The sequence below is a fragment of the Ensifer sp. BR816 genome, from assembly GCF_000378985.1.
In the GTDB taxonomy this organism is placed as follows: domain Bacteria; phylum Pseudomonadota; class Alphaproteobacteria; order Rhizobiales; family Rhizobiaceae; genus Sinorhizobium.
In genome coordinates, this window is the sequence record NZ_KB905370.1 from 302,717 (window position 1) to 321,124 (window position 18,408).

Genomic DNA, 18,408 nt, shown 5'->3' on the forward strand with positions numbered 1-18,408 from the left:
ACACGGTTTCACCGAACGCGTGGCCGACCGACTGAAATGACCAGACCTTTCCGGAAAATATCGCGCGTCTTGAGGCTGCGCCTGCGCCGCCGCCGTTTCGTCTGGTCCGCCGTGGTCGGGGTACTTCTCGCCGTCGGCTACAACGCCGCGCTGCCCCTGCTTGTTTCGACAACCGGCGTGCGCGCCACGATGGAGCGAACACTCGACAGTTGGTCGGGCGGCAAGAGCAGAATCAACGGTGAACCGGAGCTCCGATTCTGGCCGGAACCGCTGTTGACCTTGCCCTCTGCGACGATCGAAACGACCGGCCCCGAGCCCCGGCGCCTGGCCGAAATCGGCCGCATTACCGCATCGTTCAGCCCGCTTTCGGCCCTTCTCGGCGAACCGACGCTTGAAGACATCAGCCTTGTCGCCCCCGTCGTCACCATCGAGCGCCGGGCCGACGGTACGATCAATTGGCAAAGGCCGCAGTGGCTTGCCCCGCCCGAGGCTGCCGCATCGACTGAGCAAAGCCCTTTCGGAGACATCGCTATCGTCAATGGCCGGCTGCGCGTCCTCGACCGGGCGGCCGGGGGCAACGACGTCGACATTCCCGGCATCTCCGGAACGGTCAAATGGCCTTCCTTTCAGGAGCGATTGAGCGCGCAATTGTCGGCGCGGTTGAGCGGCGAGGAGGTTGCCTGGGCGTTCGTCTGCGAGGATCCTCTCGTTCTCTTCGCGAGGCGCAACGCCTCGCTCAAGACATCGATTACATCGGCGCCGCTGACCTTTTCCTTCGAGGGCGTCGGCAATCTATCCTCCGTTCCCTTCGCGTCGGGTCATCTGCAGATGTCCGTGCCCTCCCTCGCAGCGCTCGTTCAGTGGTATCAGGGCACCTCGGCAGCAGCGCTCCCGCCCGGTGGGCTCACCATCGACACCAAGGTGGCAACCGGCGAGAAGGCGCTCAAGCTGGACGAACTGGCGTTCACGATGGGCGGCGCCAGCGCAACGGGTGTGCTGGATATCGCGCTGAAGGACAGCAAGGCACCCAGCATCGAGGGCACGCTCGCCTTCGATCGCATCGACCTCAACGGCGTTCCTGTCGCAGCGCTCACGCCGCTTGGCCGGGATGACCGCCTTTGGCGCCTGGTCGAAGCCTTCGTCAGCGCCTGGCACACGGACATTCGGCTTTCCTCTCAAGAGATTTTGGCTGGTCCCTTGCACCTGACGGACGTCGCCGCTGGGGTGATGATCGACGGGAAGCGTGCGTCGATCGATATTGGCGACAGCAATTACGCCAATGGCAGTTTGAGCGGCCGCGTGGTTCTCTCTGAACAAGGGCTGGAGCATGGCGGCCGCCTACAGGCACGTCTCAAGGATGCCGATTTCGCCGCAGTGCTCGGCGGCTTCGGCCTCCACGGTCCAGTTCCGGACGGCAGAGGAATTCTCAGCATCGATATCGGAACCGACCGCGCCGTCTGGGCAACCGGCCTTGGCGACTTTTCAGGCAACCTCAACTTTTCGCTGGGGAACGGCAGCATCGCCGGCTTCGACGTACACGCCTTTGCCGATCTCGTCCGCAAGGGCGAATTCTTCTCGCTTTCACAAGCGAGCGAGGCCAGCTTCGACTTCCAGGCTGCGAACATAAAGGCAAGCTTTGCCGACGGCACGGCACGGCTCGACTTGGCCGATTTCGTCGGAACGTCGGGCAACTTGTCGGTCGCCGGCGTGGTCCCCTATCGCAACGGCAGCCTGGCGCTTGCCGGGACGCTCGAAACCGGAACGCCCGGCAGCAATCAACCGGTTCGCTTCTTCGTCGGGGGCTCCTGGCCGAATGCGATTATTTCGCCGCTTTCCGTTCTCGTCGCTCCGAAATAGCCCGCATCGTCAGCCACTTGCCGCGACGGCCGCGCGCTCATCCCTTTCGCGCTGGACCTCCCGCCGCTTGGTGACGATCGACGCGACGATCACGCCGAGCGCGACGATACCGATCAGGATCGTGCAGATCGCATTGATCTCCGGCGTCACGCCGAGGCGTACCTGGCTGTAGATCTTCATCGGCAGCGTCGTCGCGCCCGGCCCGGTGGTGAAGCTCGATATGACGAGATCGTCGAGCGACAGGGTGAAGGCCAGGACCCAGCCCGAAAAGACGGCCGGCGCGATCACCGGCAGGGTGATCGCGAAGAAGGTCCTGACCGGGGTCGCGCCGAGGTCCAGCGCCGCCTCCTCGATAGACTGGTCGAAGCTCAACAGGCGCGACTGAACCACGACCGCAACGAAACACATGGTGAAAGTGATGTGGGCGAGCGTGATCGTCCAGAAACCGCGATCGAGGCCGATCGCCACGAAAAGCAGAAGCAGCGAGAGACCGGTGATCACTTCCGGCATCACCAGCGGCGCATAAACCATGCCGGAAAAGAGCACACGTCCGCGGAAGCGCGAATAGCGCACCAGCGCGAGAGCGGCCAATGTGCCGAGGACGGTCGCGCAGGTTGCCGACAGCAGCCCGACGCGAATGGTCACCCAGGCGGCATCGAGGAGCCCCTGATTGTGCCAAAGCTGGGTGTACCACTTAGTCGAAAAACCGGCCCACACCGTCACCAGTTTCGACTCGTTGAACGAGAAGATCACCAGAAGCACGATCGGCAGGTAGAGAAAGCCGAAGCCGAGGACGACGGAGGCGATGTTGAAGCGGGACCACTTTTCCATCTGCTACTTCCCCTCGCCGTCGGCCTTGGCCTGGACATTCTGGAAATAGACGATCGGAATGACCAGGATCAACAGCAGCACCGTGGCCACCGCCGACGATACCGGCCAGTCGCGGTTGGCATTGAATTCGTTCCAGAGCGTCTTGCCGATCATCAATGTCTCCGATCCCCCGAGGAGATCCGGAATGACGAACTCGCCGACGGCCGGGATGAAGACGAGCAGGCAGCCCGCGACGACGCCCGGCAGCGACAGCGGGAAGGTGACCCGCCAGAAGGCGCTGACCGGCGTGCAGCCGAGGTCCTGGGCCGCCTCGATCAGCGAATGATCCATCTTCTCGAGCGCCGAATAGATCGGCAGCACCATGAAGGGAAGATAGGAATAGACGATGCCGATATAGATCGCCGTATTGGTGTTGAGGATGATCAGCGGCTGGTCGATGACGCCGAAGGTGATCAGGAACTGGTTGAGCAGGCCCTCCGGCTTGAGGATGGCGATCCAGGCGTAGACCCTGATCAGGAAGCTCGTCCAAAAGGGCAGGATCACCAGCATCAGTAATGTCGGCCGGATCGAACGCGGTGCCTTGGCCATTCCATAGGCGATCGGAAAGCCGATGAGCAGCGTCAGGAACGTCGAGATGGCCGCGATGATGAGGCTCGACACATAGGCGTTGAAGTAGAGAACGTCCTCCGTCAGCCAGACGTAGTTGTCGGCCGAAAATTCGCGCATCTTCTCCAGGATGCCCGCGAGCCCACCCGCCAGATCGAAGACCGGCGTATAGGGAGGCATCGCAATTGCGGTCTCAGACAGCGAAATCCGGAACACGATGAAGAAGGGAATGAGGAAGAAGAACAGCAGCCACGCATAGGGCACGATGATCACCAGGCGGCCGACGAGGGCTGAGGCAAGTTTCGCCATGGCTTCAATCCTTCAAGACGACGCCGGCATCTTCGCCGAACGAGACCCACACCTGCTGGTCGTAACCGAGCGGATCCTCGACGGCGCGCACGGCGTTGAGCGAAGACGCCTTGACGACCTTGCCGTCCTTCAGGCGGACGTGGAAGACGGTCATGTCGCCGAGATAGCCGATGTCCCAGATCTCGCCTTCGGCCGCATTGACGGGCGCGTGGGCTGGTGGCTGACGACTGATCCTGATCTTCTCCGGGCGAATGGCGACGGCGGCCCTTGCACCGTCCGCCAATTTCTCCGGCGAGGCCATGCGGACCGGGATGCCGCCCGCCGTTTCGATCCGGACAGCGCCCCCTTCGGCCGCAGTCACCGTGCCGTCGAACAGGTTCACGTCGCCGATGAAGTCGGCGACGAAGCGCGAATTCGGCGCCTCGTAGATCTCGGCCGGCGTCGCCACTTGGACGACCTTGCCGTGGCTCATGACGGCGATCCGGCCGGCCATGGTCATCGCTTCTTCCTGGTCATGGGTGACGATGACAAAGGTCAGACCGAGTTCCTGCTGCAGATCCATCAGTTCGAACTGGGTTTCCTCGCGCAGCTTCTTGTCGAGCGCGCCGAGCGGTTCGTCGAGCAACAGCACCTTGGGCCGCTTGGCCAGCGAACGGGCAAGCGCCACGCGCTGCCGCTGTCCGCCGGACAGCTGATGCGGCTTGCGCTGGGCAAATTTCTCGAGCTTGACGAGCTTCAGCATCTGCCCCACCCGCTCGGCGATATCGGCCTTCGGCATACCGTCCTGCTTCAGGCCGAAGGCGATATTGCTCTCGACCGTCATATGCGGGAACAGCGCGTAGGACTGGAACATCATGTTGACGGGCCGCCGGTAGGGCGGGATGCCGGCGAGGTTCTGGCCGTCGAGGATGATTTCCCCCGAGGTCGGCTGCTCGAAGCCGGCGAGCATGCGCAACAGGGTCGACTTGCCGCAACCGGACGCGCCGAGCAGCGCGAAGAATTCGCGTGTGTAGATGTCCAGCGAAAGATCGTCGACGGCGGTGAAGTCGCCGAACTTCTTCGTCACGTTCTTGACGGAAATGAATGGTTTGGAGGCGGGGTCCGCCCAAGGTGCAAAGGAACGCCGGATACTACCGAGAGACTTCATCATTCAACTCCGAATGCCACAGCCGGATGGGCGCGACGCCACGCTTGTCGAGGAACGGAGGGGTCCGCACGCTCCATGTGACGCCGCTCCCGTCTTTCCCAACCGCCCTAAGGAAATGCCCGGATTTTCAGGTCCGGGCATTTTTGTCTTCGCTCTATTGGCCGGTGACGATCTTGGTCCAGAGGCGGGTCAGCACCCGCTGCTCCTTCGGCTCGAACGGGGTGACCGTGAAGAGCTTCTGCATCACCGTGTCCGGCGGATAGATGGCCGTGTCCTCGAGCACTTCTTTGTCGAGGAATTGTTGTGAGGCCTTGTTGCCATTGGCGTAGAAGACATAGTTCGACGCCTTGGCGATGACCTCCGGCTTCATCATGTAGTTGATGAACTCGTGCGCCTCGGCCACATGCGGCGCATCGGCGGGAATCGCCAGCATGTCGAACCACATCTGCGCCCCTTGCGCGGGGATCGAATAGTCGACCGTCACGCCTGCCTTCGCCTCGGCCGCACGGTCGCGCGCCTGGAAGATATCGCCGGAGAAGCCGACCGCCAGGCAGATGTCACCATTTGCCAGTGCATTGATATATTCCGACGAGTGGAACTTGCGGATATAGGGCCGGACCTTCAGGAGCAGGTCGGCGGCCTTGTCGAGATCGGCCTGGTCGTGGCTGTCGGGATTGAGGCCGAGATAGGCAAGCGCCGAGGGTATGATATCGGTCGGCGAGTCGAGGAGATGAATGCCGCAATCCTTGAACTTCGCCGCGATCTCCGGATTGAACACGACGTCCCAGTTCGGCTTCTCGTCCGTGCCGAGGACTTCCTTCATCTTGTCGACATTGTAGCCGATGCCGGTCGTGCCCCACATGTAGTCGACCGCGAAGTCATTGCCCGGATCGTACTGGGCCGTACGCTCCATGATGACGTTCCACATGTTCGCGAGATTCGGCAGCTTCGACTTGTCCAGCTTCTGGAACACGCCCGCGGCAATCTGGCGCTGCAGGAAGTATGCAGTTGGAACCACGACATCATAGCCGGACCCGCCGGCCAGCAGCTTGGTTTCCAGGATCTCGTTGGAGTCGAAAACGTCGTAGACGACCTTGATGCCGGTCTCCTTGGTGAACTCCTCAAGGATGCTGTCGTCGATATAATCCGACCAGTTATAGACGTTGACGACCCGCTCCTGGGCGGAAGCGAGCGTGGCGGCTCCCGCGAGCATTGCGGCCGCCAAGGTTGCGACGATGAGTTTGGACATACAACTCCCCTCATTTATCGGTTCGAGACAAGCGCCCATTCTTCGCGCGGTCGCGCCCTGTCTGTTGTTCGTTGCGATGCCGAAGTTAGGCATGTTTCTCAATAACCTCAAGCGCTTTCGCACCGGGCAAATCCGCCATTCCCCAGTCGTTTTCACATTCGCAAGGACAAGCAAAATCCGGGGCTTACGCGCCCGTCCGCACTTCACCGACGGCAGGCCACGCCAGCGCCGCCCACGTGCCGGCGCGAGCGGTCCGCGCGGAACCAAAAAGACCTGCTGTTGCAGGCGCAAGCAATCGCGGCACAGCTATTGAAAATCGAAAACACTCAAACCCGTCGCCATCTCGTCGAGACCGAGCGGTCGGGTGACCGGCGGCTCGGCGCGCGCCAGACAGCCCTGGCGCTCACAGAGGCGGCAGACCGGGCCGACGGCGATCGCCGGCAGGCGTGCTGCCCCGTAAACAGTCTCCTGCGCGAAGCCGGCGTCACAGCCGATCAGCAGCGCGGTGCGCCTGACCCGGTCCTGGAAACCAGCCTGCGGCCCTTCGACCGTGCGCGCGACCGTCAGGAATTCGCCGCCGTCCGGCATTTCGACGCGATCGACGAGGATCTGCCCCGGAACGGCGAAGGCCGCATGGATGTTGAGCTTTGGGCAGGCACCGCCGAAGCGGGCATGCGGAAAGCCCTGTGCGCCGGCGCGGCGCAGGCGATGGCCGGCATTGTCGATCTCCATCAGGAAGAACGGAATGCCGGCGGCGCCGGGCCGCTGCAACGATGTCAGGCGATTGGCGGCCTGCTCGAACGACACCTGGAAGCGTGCCCTCAGAAGGTCGATATCGCACTTCGCCCGCTGGGCCGCGGCATGGAAGGCCGCGTAGGGCATCATCAGCGCATGGGCGGCATAGCGCGCGAGTTCGAAGCGGCCGATGCGACGCGCCTCCGCGGTCGTAAAGTGGATCTGCTCGAGTTCTGCCACGATCGCCTCGTGACAGGCGATCGAAGCGACCTCCATGGCGATTTCGAGCGTCTGATCAAAGGGCGACAGCCGCTCGGAAATGAAGAGGCGCATCGAGTGTCGGTCGAAACGGCGGCGAAGGTTCGGCATGACATGCACCGGCAGCGCCCGCACGGCGAGGCCGTGTTCCCTTTTCAGCCAGGCCTTCAGTGCACCTGCCAGGTCGTCGCCCGGCGACAGCGTCGTATGGAATGCCTCCATAACCTCTTCGATCCGGGGGAAATGGTTCGGCCGCCCCTCGAGGGTCTCGCGGACTTCGTCGAGCGGCAGCCGCGTGTCGGCAAGCGTCGCCATGTGCCCCTGCCCGGCAAGGAGTTCGGCCAGGTCCTTGAGGCGCGACGCCTGTTCCCGATAGGCACGATAGAGCTTGACGACGCCGCCCGACACATTGGGCGCCGCTTCGGTGACCTCGATCAGTTCCTGATCTCCCGGCAGTTCGCCGGCGAGCAAAGGGTCGGCAAAGACCTCGCGCAACTCCGCGAGACTGCCGCCCGCCTCGCCCTGCAATTCGTCGAGATCGACCTTGTAGACCGATGCCAGCTTGAGAAGCAGTTGCACCGTCAACGGCCGCTGGTTGCGCTCGATCAGGTTCAGGTAGGAGGGCGAGATGCCAAGCGCCTCCGCCATCGCCGTCTGCGTCAGCTGAAGGCCGTTGCGGATTCGCCTGACACGCGGCCCGGCGAAGATCTTGTTCTCGGCCATTTGTCACTCCCTTTACAGAATCTTCACGAGGGCATCTTTGACAATCTTTACAGCTTTACTGCTTCGCCTTGTCAAACGCAAGACAAGGTAACCCCTTTTGCGGTGGCGAAGCAGCAAAAGATGTGGCCTGTTTCCGCAGCGCAATGTAAAAACTGTCATATCAGTTCACGGTATTCAGCGAGCTAATACAAAAGTCGTAGAGCTCACGATTTTGACGAGGAGACAAGCATGACTGATTTTTACAAGCTGGTTCCGAGCGCGCCGCAGGGCCGCTTCGACGGCATCGAACGGCCCTATTCCGCGGAGGCTGTGCAGCGTCTCCGTGGCTCGGTCGAGATCCGTTATTCCCTTGCCGAGATGGGCGCAAACCGCCTCTGGAAGCTCATTCACGAGGAAGACTTCGTCAACGCGCTCGGCGCGCTTTCCGGCAACCAGGCGATGCAGATGGTTCGCGCCGGCCTGAAGGCGATCTATCTCTCCGGCTGGCAGGTCGCGGCTGACGCCAATACGGCCTCTGCCATGTATCCGGACCAGTCGCTCTACCCGGCGAATGCCGCGCCGGAACTTGCGAAACGGATCAATCGCACCCTGCAGCGGGCCGACCAGATCGAAACCTCGGAAGGCAAGGGCCTTTCGGTCGACACCTGGTTCGCGCCGATCGTCGCCGACGCGGAAGCCGGCTTCGGCGGGCCGCTCAATGCCTTCGAGATCATGAAGGCTTTCATCGAGGCCGGTGCGGCGGGCGTCCACTACGAAGACCAGCTCGCCTCGGAAAAGAAGTGCGGCCATCTGGGCGGCAAAGTGCTGATCCCGACCGCGGCGCATATCCGCAACCTGAACGCTGCGCGGCTTGCCGCCGACGTCATGGGCACGCCGACGCTGGTCATCGCCCGCACCGACGCGGAAGCGGCCAAGCTGCTGACCTCGGACATCGACGAGCGCGACCGTCCCTTCGTCGACTACGATGCCGGCCGCACGGTGGAAGGCTTCCACCAGGTGAAAAACGGGATCGAGCCGTGCATTGCGCGCGCCATCGCCTATGCGCCACATTGCGACCTCATCTGGTGCGAGACGTCGAAGCCGGACCTCGAACAGGCACGCAAATTCGCCGAGGGCGTACACAAGGCGCATCCGGGCAAGCTGCTCGCCTATAATTGCTCGCCGTCGTTCAACTGGAAGAAGAACCTCGACGACGCGACGATCGCCAAGTTCCAGCGGGAGCTCGGCGCCATGGGCTACAAGTTCCAGTTCATCACGCTCGCCGGCTTCCATCAGCTGAACTACGGCATGTTCGAGCTGGCGCGCGGCTACAAGGACCGGCAGATGGCCGCCTATTCGGAGCTGCAGGAAGCGGAGTTCGCGGCCGAGGTGAACGGCTACACGGCGACCAAGCACCAGCGCGAAGTCGGCACCGGCTATTTCGACGCCGTGTCGCTGGCGATCACCGGCGGCCAGTCGTCCACGACGGCGATGAAGGAATCGACCGAACACGATCAGTTCCGCCCGGCGGCGGAATGAGGGCGCGCGACATCCCTGCCCGTTGCGCGCCCCGGAAATATCAGAATCTCGAACCGTAAGCGGGCCCGGATAATGGTATCCCCCCGCGCCGGCTCTAACCTTCAAAGGAGCACTCCCATGACAGTACAGACACGCGTCAAGGAACGGGCCGAGGAACAGTCATCGGCCATGACCCCGGACCAGCAGGCGGCGATCCGCATGGTCGCCAACGACCTGCACCGCCTCAACCAGTCGGTCATGAAGGCCGTCGAGGCCGGCGTCTCGGTCGAACTGGTGCGCTCGGCGCGCCACCACGGCGGCGACGGCAACTGGGGCGACCTGTTGATCCCGGTCATCGTCACCCAGGGCCGGCCCTGATGGCGACGCTCGCCGCGGCCGCGACCGCGCTCATGCTCGGCGCTGCGCTCTGGCAGGAGATCCGGTATCGCAGCATGCAAGCACTTGAGGTTCGGGTTCTCGAAAGATCCGATCTCAATTGATCGACTGAACGAACAGGACGTATCGGCCGGCGCAAGCCGGCCGATCGGCGTTTACGCAATATTTCGCCGCGGCCGTTTGCCGGCAAAGAGATCCGCATGGCTGCGCAGCAGCCGTGTCATCCGATCGACGACAGTGCGAATGTCCCGCCGGTGGCGGTCCTCGTTGTTCATGACGATCCATTGGCGATGCGTAAGTGGTCCGATCTCGTCGCCGGCCCTTTCCAGTTGGGGATCGAGATCGCCGACGAAACAGGGCAGCACCGCCGTTCCCGCCCCGGCGCGCGCCAGATCGAGCAGGGAGCGGGGGCGGCTGACGGTTGCCATGAGCCGGCCGGACGCATTTTCGTGCGGCCAGCGCAGATAGGCGGAAAGGGCCTCGTCTTCGGCGACGGCGACCCAACGATCCGTTCCGCCAGGCGCGTTTTTTTGGCGATAGGCGGCGTAGGCGACCTCACCGACCGGCCGGGCGGCGAGATAGGTTTCCTCGGGCTCGAAGGCGCGAATGCCGATGTCGCTCTCCCGATAGGCGAGGCTTGCCCGCGCTTCGCCGATTGACAGCCAAATCATGAACGGGTCGCGTTCCGTGCAGATCGCCGGGAAGTTTTCGGCGATCAGCCAGGAGACCCAGGTGCCAGCGGCAATGCGGACGATCGTTGCGCCCTCGCCCTCCTTCCGCCAGCTTTCGACCTTGCGGGCTGCCGCCTCCATCTCCTGCAACTGCTCGAACAGGAAACGGCCCTCGGCCGTCAGCGCATAGCCGGTTTGGCTGCGAACAAAGAGGGCCCGCCCGGTGCGCTCCTCGAGTTCCAGCATCCGCCGTCCGATGGTGGCGGGACTGAGCCCCGTCGCCTGCGCCGCCCCGGTCAGCCCGCCGCCGCGCGCCACGGTCATGAAACAGCGATATATGTCCCAATCCACGTTTTTCATGGGTGAAAAACATATGAGAATATCGACTGTATGTAAAACAGTTTCAGATGCATAAAAGAGGAGATGCCCAAGAGATGAGGAGCATCACCATGGACATGATGGCAATGGCCCTGCTGTTCGACATGGCCTCGAGAAACCGGCGCTGGGACGAAGAATTCGAGCGTCGATCGAGAGGCCGATCGGAAACCCTCACGGAAGGCCTACTCGCCGCGCTCTTCCGCAAATCGCGACCGGCTCAAAGACGCGACGATTGCGACGGCATTCCGTGCTTGGCGCCTTAAACCCCGCTCGAACAAATGAAGACGCCGCGCATCAGGGATGCGCGGCGTTCGGTTTATCGTGCGTTGTAGCGGAAGGACGGCCCGTCCCGGCTATGCGGCGCGATAGGCCTGACCGGCTCCGCTCTCCGGTTCCAGCCGGAATTGCTCGACCAGCATCATCAGCGTATCGGCCTGGGTCGCCAGCGCGCGGCTGGTGGCCGTCGCCTCCTCGACCATGGTGGCGTTCTGCTGGGTCATCTGGTCCATCTGGTTGACGGAACCGTTGACCTCGTGCAGCGCCGTCGCTTGGTCGCGGCTTGCGGTGGCGATCATCTCGACATGCTGGCTGACGGTGACGATCTGCGCGCTGATCGAGGCAAGTACGGCCCCGGTCTCCTTGACGAGCAGCGAGCCGGAGCTGACCTCGTCCGTCGACTTGTTGATCAGTCCCTTGATTTCCCGTGCCGCCTCGGCCGAGCGCTGCGCCAGTTCGCGAACCTCCTGGGCGACGACCGCGAAGCCCTTGCCCGCCTCGCCGGCGCGTGCCGCTTCGATGCCGGCGTTCAAGGCGAGCAGGTTGGTCTGGAAGGCGATGTCGTCGATCACTTCGATGATCTGCTCGATCTGGCGCGAAGCATCCTCGATGCGGCCCATGGCGGCGATGGCGTTGGCGACCACGGTCGCCGAACTGTCGGCGCTCCGCTTGGTTTCGGTAACCGACTGGTTCGCCTCGTGGGCGCGCTCTGCCGAAGAGCGTACCGTCGCGGTGATCTGCTCGACGGCCGCTGCCGTCTGTTCGAGCGAGGCGGCCTGGGCCTCCGTCCGCCGCGACAGCGCATCGGCGGAATGGTGCATGTTGGCCCCGCTCTGCTGGATCGCCTGGGCATTGCCGCGGATCTGCGCCAGCGTATCCTGCAGGCGGATGAGCGAGCCATTGAAGTCCTGTCGCAGCTGCTCCAGCCGGCCATGGAACGGCACATCGATCTGCTGCGAGAGATCCCCCTGGGCAAGTCGTCCGAGGCCGGCCGCAAGTTCGCTGACGGCGAGATCGATCTGCCGGTCGAGCTCGCGCTTGTCGGCATCGTTGCGGTTGCGTTCGGCCTCGGCACGGGTGCGCTCTTCCGCACTCTCGGCCTCGATACGCACCTTCGAAAGGGCATTCTCCTTGAAGACGCCAAGCGCGCGCGCCATGTCGCCGATCTCGTCGCGCCGGGCATCGCCGTCGATCGCCGTATCGAGCATGCCGTCGGCGAGCCGGCGCATGGCCGCGGTGATCTGTCCGATCGGCCGCTTCAAGGTCAGCGTGAGGGCAATCCCCGCGAGCAGCGCAATCACCACGCCGGCCACCGTGGCAGCGACCGAGATCTGGTTGGCTTCCTCCCGCTCCGTGCCGGCGGCGACCTTCTGCTGCTCGGCAAATCCGGTGAGGTCGTTCCAGATCTCGTTGATCGATGCACCGGCCGCGTTGAATTCCACCCTCCGCTTGTCGGTGATCTCGACCAGCGAAGCGCCGTCCTTCTTCATCGCATTGATGACCGGCAAGACCGTTTCGGCCATCGCATCGAAGAAGCTCAGGTCCTTCGCGATACCGCGCAAGGTCGTGAGGTTGGACTGAACGGCCAGGAACTTGTCCAGAAGCTTCTGGCGGTTCTCCTCGTCGGTGTTGCCGAGGAAAGCGGCCGTGGCGATCTGAATATCGGTGATCGAGACGGAAAGCCGGCGCGTGGCGGTCAGGACCGACTCGGTCGCGGCGATCTTGCCATCGAGTTCAGCGAAGATCTGCGTCGCGTCGCGCATCTTTCCGACGGATGCGGCCTCCAGGCGGAAACTGGCATTGCGGAAACGATCGACAAATTTCGACAGGGTGGCCAGCGTTTCGGGACCGGCCGGCGCCTTGATCAGCGCGCCGATCGCCCCAGCAGCCGAATTGACCGTTTCGGCGAGCGACTTCTCGCCCTTGGGCAGCAGGGTGAAGATGTCGCGCTGCGTGCGGCTGATCTGCGGGAAAAGCTCCTTCGCGACCTTCAGTTTTTCCTCGACCGTGATCGCTTTGCTGACCTCGGTGGCAAACTCGGTATAAAACCGGCTGGCGCGCATGAGCTTCTCGGCGTTGCGCAGCATTGTCTTTGCCGCGTTTTCGTTCTTGCGCACCTCATATTGCAGCCGGTTCGTTTCCTCATTGATCTTCACTTGCTCGGCGGCCAACTTCTCGAGATTGGCCTTCGTTGCCGCGCGAAGCTTCTGCTCCCCCTCGTGCAGGGTCCAGAGTTCGTCGATGCGGGCCTCGATGTCGTTCGTGGCGGCGATCGCGGCAGTCAGTTCCGTTTCGCCGCTTGCGCCGGCGACCTGCGCCGCCGTGTCGGCCAGGACCTGTTTCTGCGCAACGATCGTGTCCTGGACCGCCTTGCGGCTCTCCTCGGTGGTCTCGTGCAGGAACTGATTCATCCCGGCATAGACATCCTTGAAGCCGCTCAGCGTCTGCAAGACGCTGTTCGAGATCTCCATGCGACCCTGCAGCAGGCCCGAGGCATAGAGGCCGGTAATGCCGACCGCGGTGATGCTGACGACGAACGGCAGGATGAAGAACAGAACCTTCGTCTGGATCTTGAAACGGGCAAGAATCCTGTCAATGAGCATGGAAAACACCTTGGCTCCCAGCGCGCGTTTGGCCTCCCCCAATGGCGTCAAGCGTCCGAACGGAACCCTTGGCGCCACCCGATGCGCAAACAGGCGGATGTTTTTCGGAAGTCATGCGGCGCGCGCCGCCAGTCCGTCGGCAATCATTGCGGACCGCACCGCTCCGGGCGGCGAGGACCTGACGGACTCACGTCTTTGCGCATATTCGTTTTGAACGATTAAGATTCTTATAAGCGCGGCTTTGCGCCCGGGGGCGATCTTATTGGAGTGGTCTAAGCCAGTTCCGGGGCTCGCGCTCGCGTCCGCGGCAAACCGCCAGCGAACGGTTTCCGTCCGCGCAGGAAGGGGAAATCAGAACGAGGAGAAAATTGCAAAAGCTGCGGTCGCGAAAAGCGCAAGAGTCGCGGCGAAAGCAACCAGTTCGCCTTGCGGGCGTCTGTCATCGGCGCGGGCGATGGCAATGGCACGGGGACGGCGACGTTTCTGGGTCATGGCATCCTGTCCTTACTCCTCGGCAGGACCCATCAGGTCTTGCCATGCGCTTCATGGTGCAACCATCCTGCGGCTGAGGAAAGGCCATGAATGGAAACAGTCTGGTCTCTGTTTCGGGACCGTTCTGCCAGTCCTCTGCCGGCTGTGGAGCCGTATGAAAGCAGATTCGACTATTTCCCTTAAAAATGGCTGAAGACGCAAATCACCAATTTTGCGCAGACGTTACACCTCTTGACCGGCCGCAAAGCCCGAGGCCCAGGCCCATTGAAAATTGTAGCCGCCGAGCCAGCCGGTGACGTCGACGCATTCGCCGATGAAATAGAGGCCGGGGATGTTCGTCGCTTGCATGGTCCGCGAATCGAGCGCGCGTGTATCGACCCCGCCGAGCGTTACTTCGGCAGTCCGGTAGCCCTCCGTGCCGGCCGGCTTCAACGTCCAGGCCTGGATGGACGCCGCGAGCGCGTCGATCGCCTTGTCCGAAAGATCGGCAAGCAGGCGCCCGGCGAGCTTTGCCTCCTCGGCAAAGAACTGCGCGAGCCTCCGCGGCAGGATGTCGGCCAGGGCGGTCTGCGCCGCCTGGCGTCCGCTGGTGCGGCGCATGCCCTTCAGGATTGAGGCGATGTCGATGTCCGGCATCAAGCGCAGGACGACCTCCGCGCCCTCGCGCCAGTAGGAGGAGATCTGCAGGATCGCCGGTCCACTCAAGCCGCGATGGGTGATGAGCACCGCCTCGCGGAAGGCAACCTTGCCGAAGCGCACCTCGGCATCGGCCGCGACGCCGGCAAGCGCGCCGAGCTTTTCGAGCTGGGGTGGGTCGAGGGTGAAGGGGACCAAGGCCGGCCGCGTCTCGACGATCGGCACACCGAACTGCTCGGCAATCCTATAGGCAAAGCCCGTCGCGCCCATCTTGGGGATCGATTTTCCGCCGCTCGCAATCACCAGCGAGGCGACGTCGATCGTCCCGGCGCTGGTGTTGACGCGAAAACCCGAGGCGGTCCGTTCCACGGCCGATATCGTCGTCTCGAGCCGCAGCATCGCGCCTGCTTCCGTCATCTCGGCAAGGAGCATGCGGATGATGTCCTTGGCCGAGTGATCGCAGAAAAGCTGCCCCAGCGTCTTCTCATGCCAGGCGATGCCGTGCCGCTCGACGAGCGCCACGAAATCCTGTGGGCGGTAGCGGGCAAGCGCCGACTTGCAGAAATGCGGATTGTCGGAAAGGAAATTCTTGGGGCCGGTGTGACTATTGGTGAAGTTGCAGCGGCCGCCGCCCGATATGCGGATCTTCTCGCCCGGCGCCTTGGCATGATCGACGACGACGACACGGCGGCCGCGCTTCCCCGCCTCGATCGCGCACATCATGCCGGCGGCACCCGCCCCGATGATCACCACGTCCTGCTTTTCGATCACGGAGAGCCCTCTTCGCGTTTTTCGCCTTCCTTTCCGGCAGAAGGCGAAAAGTCAATCGCGAAGCATCGCATCGCCGGGCGTTTTGCAGACACCGAAAAGTCGTTGCGGCGATTTGGAAGCCTGCATGTTTTGCCGTGAAGCGCATCCGATTTACCGAAGCATGCAGTAGCCAATTGGCAAAGGGCGGCTATGATGCGCGCTATCCGAAGCAGAATCCGGTGATTTATGTCTTCCAAGAGAAGCGTTGCCCAACAGACAACAAAGGTCAGCAAGAGTACGGGAGTTCCCCTCGCCCTGCATTCCCCCCGGGGCGTCAAGACCTGGAAGGAAGCGGTCGACTGGCTGAAGATCCGCGGCATCGAAGATATCGAATGCATCACCCCGGACCTTGCCGGCGTGCCGCGCGGCAAGATGATGCCGACCTCCAAATTCACGTCCAACACATCGCTGGCGCTGCCTTCGGCGATCTACCGCCACACCATCTCCGGCGAATATCCGGAAGAGACCGGCCAGTTTCGCTACGACTCGCGCGACAGCGACATCAAGCTGGTACCGGACCTTTCGACTATCTCCATCGTCCCGTGGGAAAGCGATCCGACGGCGCAGGTGATCTGCGACATCGTCGGCTCGCAGGGCGAGCAGATCAGCTATACGCCGCGCAATGTTTTGAAGCGCGTGCTCGACCTCTATCGCCAAAAGGGCTGGAAACCGGTCGTCGCGCCCGAGATCGAATTCTACCTCGTCGCCCAGAACGACGACCCGGACTACCCGCTGCGTCCGCCGAAGGGCCGCTCCGGCCGCTCCATTCTCGGCGGCCAGGGCTATTCGATCGCCGGCATCAACGAATTCGACGAACTGATCGACGACATCTACCATTTCTCGGAAAAGCAGGGGCTCGAGATCGACACGCTGATCCATGAAGAGGGACCGGCGCAGCTCGAGATCAATCTGCGACATGGCGACCCGATCGAACTTGCCGACCAAGTGTTCCTGTTCAAGCGCACCATCCGCGAGGCGGCGCTGAAGCACGGCATCTACGCCACTTTCATGGCGAAGCCGATGCAGGGTCAGCCGGGCTCGGCAATGCACATCCATCAATCGGTTCTCGATATCGAGACCGGTCGCAATATCTTCTCCAGCGCGGACGGCTCGCCCTCCAGGGAGTTCTTCTCCTTCATTGGCGGCATGCAGCATTACGTGCCGAAGACGCTGTCGATGATGGCGCCCTACGTGAACTCCTACCGGCGCCTGACACCGGACATGTCAGCGCCGGTCAACACCGCCTGGGGCTACGACAACCGGACGACAGCCTTCCGAATTCCTGTTTCGGACCCGGTCGCGCGGCGCATCGAAAACCGCCTGCCGAGCTCCGATGCGAACCCCTATTTGGCGCTCGCCGCCTCGCTCGGCTGCGGCTATCTCGGCATCATGGAGGACCTGCAGCCGACGCCGCCCTCGGAAGACACGGCGAATGAGGGCGAAATCGACCTGCCGCGCGGCCTGCTCGAAGCCATTTCGCTGCTCGAATCGGCGCCGTCGCTTGCGGAGGTCTTCAGTGCGGAGTTCATTGCCATCTATGCCGGCGTGAAGCGCGGCGAGTTCGAGACCTTCATGCAGGTCATCAGTCCGTGGGAACGCGAATTCCTGCTCCTCAACGTCTGATTCGAGGGGCATGCGCATGACCTGGCAAAGCCCGATCTCGCCTGGAATCTCCTGGTACGAGGCGACCGTTCCGGACCGGCCCAGCTATCCGGCAATGCCGGGCACGCGCCAGGCCGATGTCGCTATCATCGGCGGAGGCTATACGGGGCTGCAGGCCGCCTTTAACCTTGCGAAGGGCGGGGCCGACGTCACGCTGATCGACGCCTGCCGGTTCGGTGATGGCGCCTCGGGGCGCAATGGCGGCCAATTCGGCACCGGCCAGCGCGCCTGGGCCGACGAGGCCGAAGAGCTGCTCGGACACGAGCGCGCGCAGCTGCTCTTCAACATGGCGGAGAACGCCAAGCGCTATGTGCTCGATTTCGCCAGCGCGCACGGGATCGATATCGAATTCGTGCCCGGCCAACTCTCCGTCGGCCACAAGAAGAGCTTCGAGACCGACTATCGCCGCCATGTCGAGGCGATGGCGGTAAGGTTCGGCTATCCGCATCTCACCTTCATGGACCGCGAAGAGACCGCAAGCCGGCTTGGCTCGAGCCGCTATCACTTCGGCATCCGCGACGCCGGCACCGGCCATATCCATCCGATGAAGCTCCTGGTCGGGCTCGCAAGGCAAGCGGCCCTTGCCGGGGCCAATCTCTACGAACAGACCAAGGCGCTGAAGATCGAGAAAAAGGGCGGCGCGGTCGTTATCGAGACGAACCGGGGCACGATCACCGCCGAACGGGCGCTGATCGCCTGCAACGCCTATATCGGCAATCTCGAGCCGGTGACCGCCAGCCACGTCATGCCGATCCGCTCCTTCATCGGAGCGACGACCGTGCTGACGAACCATCCCGACATTCTTCCCGGTGGCGAATCCGTCGACGATTCGCGTTTCGTCGTTCGCTATTTCCGCAAATCGAAGGATGGCCGCCTGCTGTTCGGCGGGCGCGAAGCCTATACCTCCGACAACCCACGCGACATTTCCAGCCACATTCGCCGCCAGATCAGCGAGATCTACCCGACCCTCGCCGATATCGACATCACCCATGCCTGGGGCGGCTCGGTCGGCATCACCATACCGCGCCAGCCCTTCTGCCGCGAGGTCATGCCGGGGGTGACGAGCATCGGCGGTTATTCCGGCCACGGCGTCATGCTCGCCAACTATTGCGGCAAACTCTATGCCGATCTCGCACTCGGCCGAGCGACGGAACTGGAACTCCTCAGAGATCTGAAAATCCGGGCTTTCCCCGGCGGAACGCGCTTCCGGTCTGCCCTGCTCTTCCTTGCACTGAGCTGGTATGCCTTGCGCGATCGGCTTTAGAGCCGCAT

The 18,408-nt window shown here is 62.9% G+C and carries 15 protein-coding genes; 6 read left to right on the top strand and 9 right to left on the bottom strand.

Translation table 11 applies throughout. From position 1 onward, the window contains the following. Window positions 1-36: 36 nt before the first annotated feature. The gene (locus tag RHIBR816_RS0101490) at window positions 37-1,857 is read left to right on the top strand and encodes an AsmA-like C-terminal region-containing protein (RefSeq protein WP_026186535.1); all 1,821 of its coding nucleotides are present in this window, start codon (window positions 37-39) and stop codon (window positions 1,855-1,857) included. A gap of 9 nt (window positions 1,858-1,866) precedes the next feature. Here the strand turns inward: RHIBR816_RS0101490 and RHIBR816_RS0101495 are convergent, their stop codons facing one another. From RHIBR816_RS0101495 to RHIBR816_RS0101515, 5 genes are all read right to left on the bottom strand, one after another. Next, window positions 1,867-2,688: an ABC transporter permease gene (locus RHIBR816_RS0101495; RefSeq protein WP_018234765.1), complete on the bottom strand. Its 822-nt coding sequence runs from the start codon at window positions 2,686-2,688 to the stop codon at window positions 1,867-1,869. 3 nt (window positions 2,689-2,691) lie between these two features. Then, window positions 2,692-3,603 carry an ABC transporter permease subunit gene (locus tag RHIBR816_RS0101500; protein ID WP_018234766.1) on the bottom strand — a complete coding sequence of 304 codons (912 nt, stop codon included), beginning with the start codon at window positions 3,601-3,603 and terminating at the stop codon, window positions 2,692-2,694. Window positions 3,604-3,607: 4 nt separating this feature from the next. Next, the gene (locus RHIBR816_RS0101505; protein ID WP_018234767.1) at window positions 3,608-4,750 is read right to left on the bottom strand and encodes an ABC transporter ATP-binding protein; all 1,143 of its coding nucleotides are present in this window, start codon (window positions 4,748-4,750) and stop codon (window positions 3,608-3,610) included. A gap of 154 nt (window positions 4,751-4,904) precedes the next feature. Then, complete coding sequence (locus RHIBR816_RS0101510) at window positions 4,905-5,999, bottom strand: polyamine ABC transporter substrate-binding protein (protein ID WP_018234768.1); 1,095 nt, start codon at window positions 5,997-5,999, stop codon at window positions 4,905-4,907. Window positions 6,000-6,305: 306 nt separating this feature from the next. After that, window positions 6,306-7,715, bottom strand: a complete 1,410-nt coding sequence (locus RHIBR816_RS0101515; protein ID WP_018234769.1) for a short-chain fatty acyl-CoA regulator family protein — start codon at window positions 7,713-7,715, stop codon at window positions 6,306-6,308. Window positions 7,716-7,943: 228 nt separating this feature from the next. On the opposite strand from RHIBR816_RS0101515, the gene aceA reads away from it, so the two are divergent. From aceA to RHIBR816_RS38845, 3 genes are all read left to right on the top strand, one after another. Next, on the top strand, window positions 7,944-9,233 hold the full coding sequence (gene aceA, locus RHIBR816_RS0101520) for an isocitrate lyase (RefSeq protein WP_018234770.1): 1,290 nt from the start codon (window positions 7,944-7,946) through the stop codon (window positions 9,231-9,233). 117 nt (window positions 9,234-9,350) lie between these two features. Continuing rightward, window positions 9,351-9,590, top strand: coding sequence for a hypothetical protein (locus RHIBR816_RS0101525; protein ID WP_018234771.1), 240 nt, complete (start codon window positions 9,351-9,353; stop codon window positions 9,588-9,590). Continuing rightward, window positions 9,590-9,712, top strand: a complete 123-nt coding sequence (locus RHIBR816_RS38845) for a hypothetical protein (RefSeq protein WP_018234772.1) — start codon at window positions 9,590-9,592, stop codon at window positions 9,710-9,712. Before RHIBR816_RS0101525 ends, RHIBR816_RS38845 begins: the two co-directional genes overlap by 1 nt. Before the next feature lie 51 nt (window positions 9,713-9,763). On the opposite strand, the gene RHIBR816_RS0101535 is transcribed toward RHIBR816_RS38845, so the two are convergent. From RHIBR816_RS0101535 to RHIBR816_RS0101555, 4 genes are all read right to left on the bottom strand, one after another. Next, window positions 9,764-10,639: a LysR family transcriptional regulator gene (locus RHIBR816_RS0101535; protein ID WP_026186536.1), complete on the bottom strand. Its 876-nt coding sequence runs from the start codon at window positions 10,637-10,639 to the stop codon at window positions 9,764-9,766. Window positions 10,640-11,010: 371 nt separating this feature from the next. Then, window positions 11,011-13,536: a methyl-accepting chemotaxis protein gene (locus RHIBR816_RS0101545; RefSeq protein ID WP_018234775.1), complete on the bottom strand. Its 2,526-nt coding sequence runs from the start codon at window positions 13,534-13,536 to the stop codon at window positions 11,011-11,013. A gap of 351 nt (window positions 13,537-13,887) precedes the next feature. Beyond that, window positions 13,888-14,028 carry a hypothetical protein gene (locus RHIBR816_RS37880; RefSeq protein WP_018234777.1) on the bottom strand — a complete coding sequence of 47 codons (141 nt, stop codon included), beginning with the start codon at window positions 14,026-14,028 and terminating at the stop codon, window positions 13,888-13,890. Between the two features lie 222 nt (window positions 14,029-14,250). Beyond that, entirely contained in the window at window positions 14,251-15,435 is a 1,185-nt protein-coding gene (locus RHIBR816_RS0101555) for an NAD(P)/FAD-dependent oxidoreductase (protein ID WP_018234778.1), read from the bottom strand. Between the two features lie 225 nt (window positions 15,436-15,660). On the opposite strand from RHIBR816_RS0101555, the gene RHIBR816_RS0101560 reads away from it, so the two are divergent. Continuing rightward, on the top strand, window positions 15,661-17,097 hold the full coding sequence (locus tag RHIBR816_RS0101560) for a glutamine synthetase family protein (protein WP_018234779.1): 1,437 nt from the start codon (window positions 15,661-15,663) through the stop codon (window positions 17,095-17,097). 16 nt (window positions 17,098-17,113) lie between these two features. After that, entirely contained in the window at window positions 17,114-18,400 is a 1,287-nt protein-coding gene (locus tag RHIBR816_RS0101565) for an FAD-binding oxidoreductase (RefSeq protein WP_026186538.1), read from the top strand. Window positions 18,401-18,408: the final 8 nt, after the last annotated feature.

Excerpts from the sequence above, each read along its gene's own strand:
- RHIBR816_RS0101490 (WP_026186535.1), top strand. The coding sequence starts at position 37 with ATGACCAGACCTTTCCGGAAAATATCGCGCGTCTTGAGGCTGCGCCTG.
- RHIBR816_RS0101500 (WP_018234766.1), bottom strand. The coding sequence starts at position 3,603 with ATGGCGAAACTTGCCTCAGCCCTCGTCGGCCGCCTGGTGATCATCGTG.
- RHIBR816_RS0101560 (WP_018234779.1), top strand. The coding sequence starts at position 15,661 with ATGTCTTCCAAGAGAAGCGTTGCCCAACAGACAACAAAGGTCAGCAAG.
- RHIBR816_RS37880 (WP_018234777.1), bottom strand. The coding sequence starts at position 14,028 with ATGACCCAGAAACGTCGCCGTCCCCGTGCCATTGCCATCGCCCGCGCC.
- RHIBR816_RS0101505 (WP_018234767.1), bottom strand. The coding sequence starts at position 4,750 with ATGAAGTCTCTCGGTAGTATCCGGCGTTCCTTTGCACCTTGGGCGGAC.
- RHIBR816_RS38845 (WP_018234772.1), top strand. The coding sequence starts at position 9,590 with ATGGCGACGCTCGCCGCGGCCGCGACCGCGCTCATGCTCGGCGCTGCG.
- aceA (WP_018234770.1), top strand. The coding sequence starts at position 7,944 with ATGACTGATTTTTACAAGCTGGTTCCGAGCGCGCCGCAGGGCCGCTTC.
- RHIBR816_RS0101515 (WP_018234769.1), bottom strand. The coding sequence starts at position 7,715 with ATGGCCGAGAACAAGATCTTCGCCGGGCCGCGTGTCAGGCGAATCCGC.
- RHIBR816_RS0101535 (WP_026186536.1), bottom strand. The coding sequence starts at position 10,639 with ATGAAAAACGTGGATTGGGACATATATCGCTGTTTCATGACCGTGGCG.
- RHIBR816_RS0101545 (WP_018234775.1), bottom strand. The coding sequence starts at position 13,536 with ATGCTCATTGACAGGATTCTTGCCCGTTTCAAGATCCAGACGAAGGTT.
- RHIBR816_RS0101495 (WP_018234765.1), bottom strand. The coding sequence starts at position 2,688 with ATGGAAAAGTGGTCCCGCTTCAACATCGCCTCCGTCGTCCTCGGCTTC.
- RHIBR816_RS0101510 (WP_018234768.1), bottom strand. The coding sequence starts at position 5,999 with ATGTCCAAACTCATCGTCGCAACCTTGGCGGCCGCAATGCTCGCGGGA.
- RHIBR816_RS0101565 (WP_026186538.1), top strand. The coding sequence starts at position 17,114 with ATGACCTGGCAAAGCCCGATCTCGCCTGGAATCTCCTGGTACGAGGCG.
- RHIBR816_RS0101525 (WP_018234771.1), top strand. The coding sequence starts at position 9,351 with ATGACAGTACAGACACGCGTCAAGGAACGGGCCGAGGAACAGTCATCG.